Source organism: Listeria monocytogenes (assembly GCF_013282665.1).
GTDB lineage: Bacteria > Bacillota > Bacilli > Lactobacillales > Listeriaceae > Listeria > Listeria monocytogenes_C.
Window position 1 is genome coordinate 1,163,249 of sequence record NZ_CP054041.1, and the last position, 12,126, is coordinate 1,175,374.

12 protein-coding genes and 1 tRNA gene are annotated in these 12,126 nt (G+C 35.3%); 5 read left to right on the forward strand and 8 right to left on the reverse strand.

The features are described from left to right. Positions 1 to 137 precede the first annotated feature (137 nt). Together HRK21_RS05915 and HRK21_RS05920 are read left to right on the forward strand one after the other, a co-directional pair. The gene (locus HRK21_RS05915) at positions 138 to 1,163 is read left to right on the forward strand and encodes a LacI family DNA-binding transcriptional regulator (protein WP_069887514.1); all 1,026 of its coding nucleotides are present in this window, start codon (positions 138 to 140) and stop codon (positions 1,161 to 1,163) included. 21 nt (positions 1,164 to 1,184) lie between these two features. After that, a tRNA-Val gene (locus HRK21_RS05920) sits at positions 1,185 to 1,257 on the forward strand. Between the two features lie 48 nt (positions 1,258 to 1,305). On the opposite strand, the gene HRK21_RS05925 is transcribed toward HRK21_RS05920, so the two are convergent. Further along, positions 1,306 to 3,300 carry a DUF3857 domain-containing protein gene (locus HRK21_RS05925; protein ID WP_070006455.1) on the reverse strand — a complete coding sequence of 665 codons (1,995 nt, stop codon included), beginning with the start codon at positions 3,298 to 3,300 and terminating at the stop codon, positions 1,306 to 1,308. Positions 3,301 to 3,435: 135 nt separating this feature from the next. Then, positions 3,436 to 3,975 carry a GNAT family N-acetyltransferase gene (locus HRK21_RS05930; RefSeq protein WP_003740024.1) on the reverse strand — a complete coding sequence of 180 codons (540 nt, stop codon included), beginning with the start codon at positions 3,973 to 3,975 and terminating at the stop codon, positions 3,436 to 3,438. A gap of 154 nt (positions 3,976 to 4,129) precedes the next feature. On the opposite strand from HRK21_RS05930, the gene HRK21_RS05935 reads away from it, so the two are divergent. Next, positions 4,130 to 5,542, forward strand: coding sequence for an MFS transporter (locus tag HRK21_RS05935; protein ID WP_070006454.1), 1,413 nt, complete (start codon positions 4,130 to 4,132; stop codon positions 5,540 to 5,542). 57 nt (positions 5,543 to 5,599) lie between these two features. Here HRK21_RS05935 and HRK21_RS05940 read toward each other — a convergent pair whose 3' ends face one another. From HRK21_RS05940 to HRK21_RS05965, 6 genes are all read right to left on the reverse strand, one after another. Further along, positions 5,600 to 6,061, reverse strand: a complete 462-nt coding sequence (locus tag HRK21_RS05940) for an ASCH domain-containing protein (RefSeq protein WP_070006453.1) — start codon at positions 6,059 to 6,061, stop codon at positions 5,600 to 5,602. Between the two features lie 54 nt (positions 6,062 to 6,115). After that, on the reverse strand, positions 6,116 to 6,736 hold the full coding sequence (jag, locus tag HRK21_RS05945) for an RNA-binding cell elongation regulator Jag/EloR (RefSeq protein WP_003728709.1): 621 nt from the start codon (positions 6,734 to 6,736) through the stop codon (positions 6,116 to 6,118). Further along, positions 6,733 to 7,596 (reverse strand): membrane protein insertase YidC, encoded by an 864-nt coding sequence (gene yidC / locus HRK21_RS05950; protein ID WP_003740027.1) that lies wholly within the window; start codon positions 7,594 to 7,596, stop codon positions 6,733 to 6,735. The genes jag and yidC overlap by 4 nt, the downstream gene beginning before the upstream one ends. 40 nt (positions 7,597 to 7,636) lie before the next feature. Further along, positions 7,637 to 7,996, reverse strand: a complete 360-nt coding sequence (gene rnpA, locus HRK21_RS05955; RefSeq protein ID WP_003735059.1) for a ribonuclease P protein component — start codon at positions 7,994 to 7,996, stop codon at positions 7,637 to 7,639. Between the two features lie 89 nt (positions 7,997 to 8,085). Beyond that, positions 8,086 to 8,220, reverse strand: a complete 135-nt coding sequence (gene rpmH, locus HRK21_RS05960; RefSeq protein WP_003718062.1) for a 50S ribosomal protein L34 — start codon at positions 8,218 to 8,220, stop codon at positions 8,086 to 8,088. Between the two features lie 167 nt (positions 8,221 to 8,387). Continuing rightward, positions 8,388 to 8,858 carry a hypothetical protein gene (locus HRK21_RS05965; protein ID WP_069887519.1) on the reverse strand — a complete coding sequence of 157 codons (471 nt, stop codon included), beginning with the start codon at positions 8,856 to 8,858 and terminating at the stop codon, positions 8,388 to 8,390. A gap of 504 nt (positions 8,859 to 9,362) precedes the next feature. On the opposite strand from HRK21_RS05965, the gene dnaA reads away from it, so the two are divergent. Together dnaA and dnaN are read left to right on the forward strand one after the other, a co-directional pair. Further along, the gene (dnaA, locus tag HRK21_RS05970; protein WP_003727573.1) at positions 9,363 to 10,718 is read left to right on the forward strand and encodes a chromosomal replication initiator protein DnaA; all 1,356 of its coding nucleotides are present in this window, start codon (positions 9,363 to 9,365) and stop codon (positions 10,716 to 10,718) included. 193 nt (positions 10,719 to 10,911) lie between these two features. Next, positions 10,912 to 12,057: a DNA polymerase III subunit beta gene (gene dnaN, locus HRK21_RS05975; RefSeq protein ID WP_003728713.1), complete on the forward strand. Its 1,146-nt coding sequence runs from the start codon at positions 10,912 to 10,914 to the stop codon at positions 12,055 to 12,057. The last annotated feature ends 69 nt before the right edge of the window (positions 12,058 to 12,126 follow it).

The following is a 12,126-nucleotide window of genomic DNA, read 5'->3' on the forward strand; positions in this document are numbered from 1 at the left end:
AACACGTTGCTAATAGTGAGTTTTCTCTCATATATAACATCTAGTTGGACATTTACTAGAAAATTGAGTAATATAAACATGGATGATAATGACCGGAACCGATACCGGAAACAATAGAGAGAGAAAGGAAGATTACCTTGGCATCTACCATATATGACATAGCAAAACACGCGGGAGTTTCAAAATCAACGGTATCTAGAGTACTAAACAATCAAGCTAATATCTCCGAAGAATCACGAAAAAAAGTGTTAGCAGCGATTGACGAACTAAACTACCAACCAAGCAAACTAGCACGCGCACTTACCTCTTCGGGCTTTGATGCTATTATGGTTATTTCAAATCGCTCTACTACAACCACAACCGGAAACCCATTTTTTTCCGAAATAATTCAATCGATATCCACTCAAGCTGAGTTGGAAAATTTCGACCTAATTCTTCAAACTGCTAAAAACAGCGAAGACGAACTAAAAAAATGCCTCTCCAAAATTCAAGAAAAAATGATAAAAGGTATTATTATGCTAAGTTCCCCCGCTGATGAAGATTTTTTCCATCAATTAGATCCATATAATATTCCCATCGTTGTGACTGGAAAAGTCGAAGGACATTACAAAAATATTTATTCTGTTGATACTGACAATTTTGGCGATAGTTATGCTCTAACAAAACATCTAATTACGGAAGGTCATAAAAAAATCGCTTGTATTCATGCTCCACTTGATTATCACGTTTCCATAGATCGTCTTGCTGGTTTCCGCAGCTGCCTGTTTGACCACCAATTAGATCTACGTAACGACTGGATTATTGATAGCGGTTATAGTATAGAAGATAGCTACAAAGCAGCACTACGCCTAATGGAAGGCCCAGATAAACCAACCGCAGTTTTCGCAACCGACGATTTAAAAGTCCTTAGCATTTACAAAATGGCCGCCGATAAAAACTTACAAATCCCTACAGATTTTTCCGTCATCGGCTACAATGATAAAGTAGCGTCATCTTTCTTATCACCGCCACTAACATCTATTGATATTCCAATCAACAAACTAGGAAAAAAAGCGACTAACTTATTATTCCGCTTAATCCATCAAGATAAAAATGTACCAAAAACAACGATCATTAAAACCGAAATGATTGAACGTGAATCCATTCAGAAAATAAAAGCCTAAGCTTATTTTCTGAATTTACTTGGTCCTGTAGCTCAGTTGGGAGAGTATCACCTTGACATGGTGGGGGTCGCTGGTTCGAGACCAGTCGGGACCATTTAACAAAAAAAGCATTCCTTTTCGCCAAAGGAATGCTTTTTTGATTTTATTTAAATAACTTACCTAACTTCTTAAACAACCCATCCTCAATGATATCAATACCGATACCCCAGTTACTTTTGAGGATTTCTTTATTAGCTTTAATATATTCTTCCAAATCTTTTCCTTTAATAGCAAGGTTATGATATGGACGATACTCTAAATAACAAGATGCACCATTTTTGTGGATTTTCTTCGTCATACGATGTTTCAAATACTTAGATTTAATGTCACATTCTTGACATGTGTAGCTCTCTTGTTGGTCAATTGACTTATCTGTCGTCAAATGTATCTCTGTTTTAATTTTATTCCGATCAATCCAATACGGAAAATCTTTATGGAAATGTTTTTCCGCAGTATCATCGATAAAGTTGCCATAGTTCCAGTAGTGTAAATAACGTTTTTTCTTTTCAACTTCATATGGATCCGTAATAGTCGCTTTATAAACTATAGAAAGTTCATTTAAATCCTTATTATCTTCAACTATTTGAACAGAAGTATTACTAAAATGCTGTTCAATTTCATTTTCTTCAAAGTTTTTATACAGAGTCATACACTTATATGTCGTATAATTGTAACGGTTGATAACCTCTTTATTAGATTCATTTTTAAACATTTCTCGCGACCCGTTCGCCATTCCTCCACGTAACTTTCTTTCAAAGACAACTTCAGCCACATTTCCTTTCACATCACAACGGAAATTTTCTTCCACAGCTGGCTCTTCATCTTCAAATGGTTCTTGTTTTTGTAATTCCGTACCAGCTTTAATTTCCAAATAATACATAAAACTATTTTTTTGACGATTAGCTAAAAATCCTTGGTCATTACTCATCGTCGCATCAACAAAGTAAACTTGACCTTCATGTGTTATTTTTAAAATCGCATGGTTAAAGTTGAATGGTGATGGCGTATAAACTGACAAGAATATATCACTATCATAGTTAACTAGAATAAGATCCGAGTCCACGCCTAAATAATCTAAAATAACCTTCAAAAGAACTGTTTTCGCTTTACAATCCCCTTGTTTCGTTTTATAAGTAACCTCTGCAGCTTGCGGCTCGTGCCCATCCATCTCTGCTTCATTGTACAAATAGTATACTTCTTTTTGAACAAAATCGATGGCATGCTTAATTTTATGGTCTAAAGACGGAAGCGCATCTAATTCAGTCACTAAATCAGCCGCAAAATCAGCAAGATTTACTTGATAGAATTTTTGATAAATGTCACTGATTGTTGTGGTGATTTCCGGATACGTCTGCTCTGTAACAAAATCAATGAAAGGTACAATCTCAAGCTCTTTCGGATCTTCTCCAATATAATTTTCTTTTTCAATTGTATAAGATTCGTTATGTGGAACCATCACTTTATCTTTTTCTAAAATAGTGCCCGCTTCATCTCGGAAATAATGGAAATTCGTTTCTAATTTTTTCTCTGTTTCATTTTTTAATTCAAAACGGTATTTTCCATAAGCCCAGTAAGAATTTGGAGCCGAGTAAATCCAGCGGAAAAATTGATTACGAATGCTGCTTTCCTCATATTTTCGCTCAATCGATGTTTCAATTACGAAAATATCATTCAAATGCAAGTCGCGAATAAGAACAGTTATTTTTTTCTCATCATTAAAGCTCGCTTGATTCTCATCACGAACATAGTCTAGTACTTTTACATTAATATCATCCAATTTATCAATCACTTTACCGTCACGAACAACAGATAAAGTGTGAATGTACAATACCTCTTCTTCGGATAAAATAAAGCTTGTTTTCCCAGCTGAATTGAGCATGTTTGGTTCATTTAATGTATATGCCATTGAAGTATAACTCGTGCGTGAATTCGGTTTAGCCGTTTCTACGATATTACACCAGAAGCAGTAATCACGTTCTTGCGCAATTTGTGCATCATAAAAAGTTTTATCTTGTGTCTTTAACCAAGAATCAATGTTTTCTTGTTTTGTTTCTGGAGAACTTAACTCTGGTTTGATAAAGTAATACTCTTTTGTCATTGTGTAATCTCCTTAAGTGTTTTAGATAACCTTATTCTAGCAATAAATAAATAGAACAAACAAGAGCAAATCTTTTGGATATAACAATTTTTGGTTTATCTACACTATTTAGTAAAAAATTTGACACATTTACTGCTAATTTCCATTTATCCATGAAAACAATTGCACATCTTGGTATACCTCACCAATTTTTTCATAATCTCGCAGTAAACCTTCCTCTAAAAAACCGAGCTTATCGAGTAATATTATAGATGCGGTATTTCTTGGATCTACCTTTGCTTCAATTCGGTGCAAATCAAATGATTCTCTTCCCCATTCCATCAATGCTTTCACAGCTTCTGTCGCATAACCACGTTTCCAAAAGCGCGTTCCTAAATCATACGCAATTTCTGCACGATGGTTCTCATGATCAATATAATTAAAACCACATGTACCAATAATTTCCCCTGTTGCTTGCAAAATAATCACACAGCGAAGTGCCTTTCCTTCCATTTCTAGTTGTCTTAGCATTCGAATCATTTCTTCTACGGGTTGCAAACTTTGAAAAGGTTCAATATTCATATATCTAGTAACCGAATCATCTGACCAATAACCAAACAGAATTTCGGTATCAGCCAAGGTCATTTCACTTAAAAAAAGTCGTTCCGTTTTTATCATTTGTTTCCGATTTTCCATATGTTAACCCCCGCCTTTTTAATAAAAAAAGCTTATCAAATCTCACTCGCAAAGTAAAATGTTTCACGTGAAACATTTGCTCTTTCTTTATCATCAGAGATTTTAGGTTTATAATGAAAAATATCTCAAAAAGCTTCAAAAAGGAGAATGATTCATGGAACTAACGGATAAACGTAAAACTTTAGCACTTATTTCAATTATGCTTGGAGCTTTTATTTCTTTATTAGATACAACGATTGTCAATGTTGCTTTACCTGATATTACGACTGCTCTTCATGCCACAAGCGAAACAATTGAATGGGTTATTTCAGGCTATGCCCTTGCTTTTGGCCTCGTTCTTATTTTAGCTGGTCGGCTTGGCGATAAATTTGGGCGAAAAAATATCTACATTATCGGGATTACGCTCTTTCTAATTATGAGTGTGACTGCAGGTTTCGCTAGTTCGGAAAATAGTCTCATTATTTCCCGGGTAATACAAGGACTTGCTGCCGGGTTATTTTTCCCACAAATCAATGCCACAATTATGGATATGTATTCTGGAAAAAGTCTTGGGAAAATTTTCGGGATTCTTGGCTCTGTTATTGGTGTAGGAACTGCTATCGGACCTCTTACAGGAGGACTTTTAATTGAACTTTTTGGAGCTACAAACGGTTGGCGCGCAGTTTTCTTCGTTAACGTACCTTTTGTGTTAGTAACACTTGTCTTAGCAATGCTTTACCTCCCAAAAAGAACTGTCTCCACGAAAAAAATCAGCTTCGATTTGCCTGGAGTTGGGCTACTGACAATCGCACTTTTACTATTACTTTTCCCACTTATTTCAAATGGTGCAAATGATTTTAAACCAATCGACTATCTTTTAATGGCGCTATCTATTCCACTCTTTATCATTCTTTACAAATGGAGTGTCTACCAAGAAAAGAAAGGCAACCAACCATTAATTGCGCCAAACTTACTTAAAAACAATCAATTTGTCTCAGGAATGCTCTTATCACTCGTATACTTTGCTGCATTTACTAGTATTTTCTTCGTTCTATCGCTAACTTGGCAAACTGGTTTCAATCGTTCAGCTATTTTATCTGGACTTGCAATTAGTCCCTTTGCGTTAGGTAGTGTGCTAGCTGCATCTAATAGTTACCGACTAATCCCCATACTGGGTAGAAAACTCTTAATGCTTGGCGTTACACTTGTTATCGTTGGCCTTGGCACTGTTTCTATTGTCTTTCATCTGAATGATGGTGCTTTTTCTGCTTGGCTCTTATTCTTACCACTTTTCATCGCCGGTATTGGCAGTGGTTTGACTATTGCACCATTGAATAGTTTTACCCTTTCCACAGTGACTGGCATGGATCGCGGCGGAGCTAGTGGTATGTTTAATACCGCGCAACGAATTGGTTCATCATTCGGGATTGCTATTGTTGGATCAGTTTTCTTCCGCACGCTCGGAAATACTACTGCTACTTCAAAAGCAAGCGCTTTTTCCGACAGTTTGCAAATGAGTATGTACGTCAATATTGTTCTGCTCATTGTTTGTTTCCTACTTATATTCCGTCTACCTAAAAATATCTAAACTAAAAAGAGACATAAGCATTCTTATGTCTCTTTTTCATGTTTCATGTGAAACATTCTATTTATAAACAACCTCAAATTCTTCACAAACCACTAGAGCATCTTCTTCAAATGGAATACCGAGTTCCACACATTCATTAGTGAAAAAGGATGTATGTACTTTTCGCCAATATTCTAGCGTCCGGTCTCCTTCTCCCTCTAAATACGCAAATGTTTCTGGTACTTCATTAAAAGGCATAATCGTTACACCTATTAACTTGATAATTCCCATCGCTTCTTCATTACCATCTAAAAGCACTACATGTGAACCAACAGATGGCATTGTTTCCCCGCCTTGATCATACCAATAGAACAAGCTACTCGTGCCGGTTTTTATTCCGTCAATAACAAGTCCACCAAGCTCATTTGCCATCTGAGCAGAGTTACCAAATGCCCATGCCTCAAACTTACTTGTAATAATCGGGTGTTCTGTCCGGTAGTTCTCCCACATTTCATGAACTGAATCCTTATAAATCGTCATTCAAGTCCTCTCCTAAAAAAAGACTGAGGTTCGTTAAAACCTCAGTCTAAGAATTTATTTCCGAACTGGCTTAATCACAATATAACGGTAAGGATCGCGTCCTTCAGAATGCGTTTCAATTTGTTCATTCTCGCTTAAAATAGCATGAATAATTTTTCTTTCAAATGAAGGCATTGGTTCTAAATGAACAGCGCGCTTCGTTTTAAGAGCTTTATCTGCCATTTTATTTGCTAAAATTACTAACGTTTCATGACGTCTTTCACGATAATCCCCTACATTAACAATAATGTTTTTGTATTGGCTCGTTGTTTTATTAGCAATTAATTGTGTTAAGTATTGAAGTGCATTAAGGGTTTGACCGTGTTTGCCAATTAGCATACCTAGGCTGTCACCTTTAATTTGCAACTTCACATCTTTTCCAACTTCTTCTACATCGATCGTGATTACTGCACCCATCTTGGTAGCAACATCTAAAAGATAATCAATCGCTACTTGGATACCATCTTCTTTTTCAATTACTTTTACCATAGCCAGTCTCGAGCCAATTCCGAAAATACCTTTTTTACCTTCGTCTAGAACTTCTACTTCGACCTTGTCGCGTGTTGTTTCTAAAGTGGATAATGCATTTTGGATTGCCTCTTCAACGTTTGAGCCTTGCGCAGTTATATCTCTCACTTTCTTTTCTTACCTCCTTTTTTGGAAGCTTTCATGTTAGCTGCTTTTTTCTTCAAACGATCTTCAGCAAGTTGAGCAGCTGCCAGCGCCTCCTGTTCACGTTTGTTTTTAAAAGGATTATTAATTAAAAGTGTTTGGAATACGGTGAAAATGTTACCGATGATCCAGTATAGAGCAAGTGCAGAAGGTAAGGTGATACCCATAAATAGAATCATTACTGGCATGATATAAACAATCATCGCCATTGATTTATTTTGCTGTGTTTGCCCCATCATAGAAATTTTTGATGATAAGAATGTCGTTAGTGCTGCAACGATTGGCAAGATGTAATATGGATCCGGATTTCCTAGTTGCATCCATAAGAATGAATCGGTCTTGATTTCTGCTGTTCTACTGATTGCTTGGTAAAATCCTAGTAGAATTGGCATTTGGATTAATAATGGTAAACAACCCATCATTGGATTTACGCTATTTTCTTGATATAGGCGCATTGTTTCTTGTTGTAATTTTTGTTTTGTTTCATTATCTTTAGATGAGTATTTTTCTTGTAATTCTTTGATTTTCGGTTGTAAGTTTGTCATGGCCTTTTGGCTTTTCAGCTGTTTGATCATTAAAGGCATGATAAGTAGACGGATTAAAATTGTAACAACGATAATTCCGACTGCATAACTTCCTCCGAATAGATCGGAAAACCATGTAATAGTCCAGGACAATGGAAATACAATGTAGTGACTCCAAAATCCAGTTGATTCTGATGTAATTGGATCAGTTGAATAGCCACAACCCGAAAGTACAGCCATTAATCCGATTACAAGACTTGCGATGAGCAACTTCTGTTTGAATCGTTTTTTCTTCTTCAAATTGATGTAACCTCCAATTTCGCCTTTTTAAAATTCCCACTCACTTTGAATTGTTTGGTTTTTGCTTTAAAACACGCCCCACTTTTAAAACATGAATCAAACTTTTCTTTACTTCATGAAAATCCATATTGGCCGCCGGTTTTCTGGCGATGATAATATATTCATTTTCAGGATTGATTTGGCTTTCTAATTCATGGAATGATTGTCTTATGTAACGTTTGATTCGATTTCGACAGACAGCGTTTCCAATTTTTTTACTAACTGATAAACCAATTCGAAAATGAGTCGATCCTTCTTGCTTTAAAGTATAAACAACAAATTGACGGTTAGCAAAAGATTTTCCTCTTCGGAATACTTTTTGAAAATCGTCATTTTTTTTAATTCTATATTTTTTTTTCATACATTCTCCATCTTCTTACATATCTTAGTATAAGGCCGTTTGACTCAGAGATTTTTCAAAAAAAAAACCACTGAGTCGTTTTCAGTGGTCTACGCAGATAAAACTTTTCTTCCTTTACGACGACGACTTGCTAAAACTCTACGTCCGTTTTTAGTACTCATACGCGTACGGAAACCATGCACTTTTTTTCTTTTACGTTTACTTGGTTGATATGTTCTTTTCATTAATTACACCTCCCATGAAAGGGTCCAATCGAATTTATCTATTAGACAGTCTTAGATATTGTACGTGAACTGGTCATTTTTGTCAATACTCTTTAGACGAATTTCTATTTAGACTCCGTTCACTATCATATCATATTTTTATAGCGAGAAAAACCATTTTTCGAAAATTATTGTGACAAATAGATATATTTTTCTCTTGTTGTGTCTGGAATAGTAATTTCCCGACCAGAAACCTCTACTAAATATTTAGCAAACTCCCCGATTTTCTCAAATTCACCAGGATATTCAAAAATTAGTTTTTCCTTTATTAAATAGTTATCAATATAATGGCTTGTTTCTGGTTGAAAGGACAAAAGCCCTTCTATAAAACGAATAACTTTAGTGAATTTTGGAATTTCCTGTTCTTCTTCTAAATCGGTAAAGTGAAAAAACATCGTGTAAATATGATTTTTTTTGATATTCACTGAAAAAGCTTCTTTATTTATATTACTTTTTGCAAATACCTTAAAATCATCAATTTCTGCTGGTTCCCGTTTGTCGTGAATTAATAAGTATCCAAATACGTCGTCAATATTCCCGTTTTGTATAACTCGATAAAATTCTGTATCTCTCGTTTTCAAAAGCCGTTGAAATATCATTTTTCACAACCTCATTTTTTTGTCTTTTTCTTATTCTGGTAAATAGTTTAACACATTGTCGCAATGAAATCCTTTTCCAGAAAGTGTGGATAACTCATTAATAACGTCATTTTTTTGTGGATAACCTTTTAATCTACTTTAAACTTATACACAATTAGTGGTTAATTACACACAATGGCTTGTGGATAATTAAATCTAACAATTTCGTTACAGATTTCTTTACACACAAGTTATACACAAGTTAACTGGCTGTGGACAACCGTTTTTCACATCTGGACAGTTTTGTGGATAGATTTTGTAAGTCCTTGCTATCAGAGTGATTTTCTGATATTATAATTCCTGTCGAATAGAAATATAGCTGGGGAAAACTAAAGTTATCCACAATGCATTTTTACTTTGTGGATAATTTTTTAACAGTGTTTGGATAACCTTATCCATGGCTTTTTCTATCTGTGGATAACTTTATAGCATCCATTTACATTACATAAAAAAGGGGGGTTACTAGTGCAATCAATTGAAGACATCTGGCAGGAAACACTGCAAATCGTTAAAAAAAATATGAGTAAACCTAGTTACGATACATGGATGAAATCAACAACCGCTCATTCACTTGAAGGTAATACGTTTATTATTTCAGCGCCCAATAATTTTGTTCGCGATTGGTTAGAGAAAAGCTATACGCAATTTATCGCTAACATTTTGCAAGAAATAACTGGTCGCTTATTTGATGTCCGCTTTATTGATGGCGAACAGGAAGAAAACTTTGAATACACTGTGATTAAACCAAATCCAGCGTTAGATGAAGATGGCATTGAAATTGGAAAACATATGCTTAATCCGCGTTATGTTTTTGATACGTTTGTCATTGGTTCTGGGAATAGATTCGCCCACGCAGCATCACTTGCAGTAGCCGAAGCACCAGCGAAAGCATATAATCCACTCTTCATTTATGGAGGAGTTGGCCTCGGTAAAACACATTTAATGCACGCAGTTGGCCACTATGTTCAACAGCATAAAGATAATGCGAAAGTAATGTACCTTTCCAGCGAAAAATTCACCAATGAGTTTATTAGCTCTATTCGTGATAATAAAACCGAAGAATTCCGTACAAAATACCGAAATGTGGATGTCTTACTTATTGATGATATTCAATTTTTAGCCGGTAAAGAAGGAACACAAGAGGAATTTTTCCATACATTTAACACACTTTATGATGAACAAAAGCAAATTATTATTTCTAGTGACCGACCGCCAAAAGAAATTCCAACCCTGGAAGATCGACTTAGATCCCGCTTTGAATGGGGCTTAATTACCGATATTACGCCACCAGACTTAGAAACACGGATCGCCATTTTACGTAAAAAAGCAAAAGCAGACGGATTAGATATTCCAAATGAAGTCATGCTTTATATCGCAAACCAAATTGATTCGAATATTCGCGAGCTAGAAGGCGCACTTATCCGAGTAGTTGCTTATTCTTCCCTCGTTAATAAAGATATAACAGCTGGTCTTGCGGCAGAAGCACTAAAAGATATTATCCCCTCTTCTAAATCACAAGTTATTACAATTAGTGGTATTCAAGAAGCAGTCGGTGAATATTTCCACGTTCGTTTAGAAGATTTTAAAGCTAAAAAACGGACGAAAAGTATTGCATTCCCGCGCCAAATCGCCATGTATCTTTCAAGAGAGCTTACAGATGCTTCATTACCAAAAATCGGTGATGAATTTGGTGGACGAGATCATACAACCGTCATCCATGCACATGAAAAAATATCGCAACTACTAAAAACCGATCAAGTGTTGAAAAATGACCTTGCCGAAATTGAAAAAAATTTAAGAAAAGCACAAAATATGTTTTAATAGACCTGTGTACAATGTGGATAACTGAAACATACTTACCCACAAGTTATCAACATGTGGAAAACTTTATATCGCATGGCTTGTAACCTACTTATCCACAAATCCACAGCGCCTATTACTATTACTACGATTTTTTATTAATTAATTAAAGGTTTTTGAAGTTTTACAAAATATAAAAAAATGGGGGATACTCATGAAATTTGTTATTGAGCGTGATCGTCTTGTCCAAGCAGTCAATGAAGTTACTCGTGCCATCTCTGCAAGAACAACGATTCCAATATTAACGGGGATAAAAATAGTCGTAAATGATGAAGGTGTAACATTAACTGGTAGTGATTCTGATATTTCCATCGAAGCATTTATTCCATTAATTGAAAATGATGAAGTAATTGTAGAAGTAGAAAGTTTTGGGGGAATTGTACTTCAATCCAAATACTTTGGCGATATTGTTCGTCGTTTACCAGAAGAAAATGTAGAAATTGAAGTAACTTCTAATTACCAAACCAACATTAGTTCTGGCCAAGCATCCTTTACACTAAACGGCTTAGATCCAATGGAATATCCTAAGTTACCTGAAGTAACAGACGGAAAAACAATTAAAATTCCAATTAATGTACTTAAAAATATCGTTAGACAAACTGTTTTTGCAGTTTCTGCGATTGAAGTTCGCCCAGTACTTACTGGTGTAAATTGGATTATTAAAGAAAATAAACTAAGCGCAGTTGCAACAGATAGTCATCGTCTAGCTTTACGTGAAATTCCACTTGAAACAGACATCGATGAAGAATATAACATTGTTATTCCTGGGAAAAGTTTATCTGAACTAAATAAAATTTTAGATGATGCAAGTGAATCAATCGAAATGACCCTTGCAAATAATCAAATTCTTTTTAAATTAAAAGACTTATTATTCTACTCTCGTTTACTTGAAGGTAGTTATCCAGATACGTCTCGTTTAATTCCAACAGATACTAAATCAGAATTAGTCATTAATTCCAAAGCATTTTTACAAGCAATTGACCGTGCATCCCTACTTGCTCGCGAAAATCGTAATAACGTTATTAAATTAATGACACTTGAAAATGGACAAGTTGAAGTATCTTCCAATTCTCCGGAAGTTGGGAATGTTTCTGAAAATGTCTTTAGTCAAAGCTTTACTGGCGAAGAGATTAAAATATCTTTTAACGGTAAATACATGATGGATGCCCTGCGTGCTTTTGAAGGTGATGATATTCAAATTTCCTTCTCCGGTACAATGAGACCATTCGTACTTCGACCAAAAGATGCAGCTAATCCAAATGAAATTTTACAATTAATCACGCCGGTTAGAACTTACTAATCTCGCAAAAAGCACATCCGTCTTGGTTTCAAGGCGGATTCTTTTTTTGTTATAGTACAGTTTTTGGAG

Coding starts and splice junctions, on each gene's coding strand:
- HRK21_RS05940 (WP_070006453.1), bottom strand. CDS start 6,061: ATGACGATTTATAAGGATTCAGTTCATGAAATGTGGGAGAACTACCGG.
- dnaN (WP_003728713.1), top strand. CDS start 10,912: ATGAAATTTGTTATTGAGCGTGATCGTCTTGTCCAAGCAGTCAATGAA.
- HRK21_RS05965 (WP_069887519.1), bottom strand. CDS start 8,858: ATGATATTTCAACGGCTTTTGAAAACGAGAGATACAGAATTTTATCGA.
- HRK21_RS05935 (WP_070006454.1), top strand. CDS start 4,130: ATGGAACTAACGGATAAACGTAAAACTTTAGCACTTATTTCAATTATG.
- HRK21_RS05925 (WP_070006455.1), bottom strand. CDS start 3,300: ATGACAAAAGAGTATTACTTTATCAAACCAGAGTTAAGTTCTCCAGAA.
- rnpA (WP_003735059.1), bottom strand. CDS start 7,996: ATGAAAAAAAAATATAGAATTAAAAAAAATGACGATTTTCAAAAAGTA.
- rpmH (WP_003718062.1), bottom strand. CDS start 8,220: ATGAAAAGAACATATCAACCAAGTAAACGTAAAAGAAAAAAAGTGCAT.
- HRK21_RS05930 (WP_003740024.1), bottom strand. CDS start 3,975: ATGGAAAATCGGAAACAAATGATAAAAACGGAACGACTTTTTTTAAGT.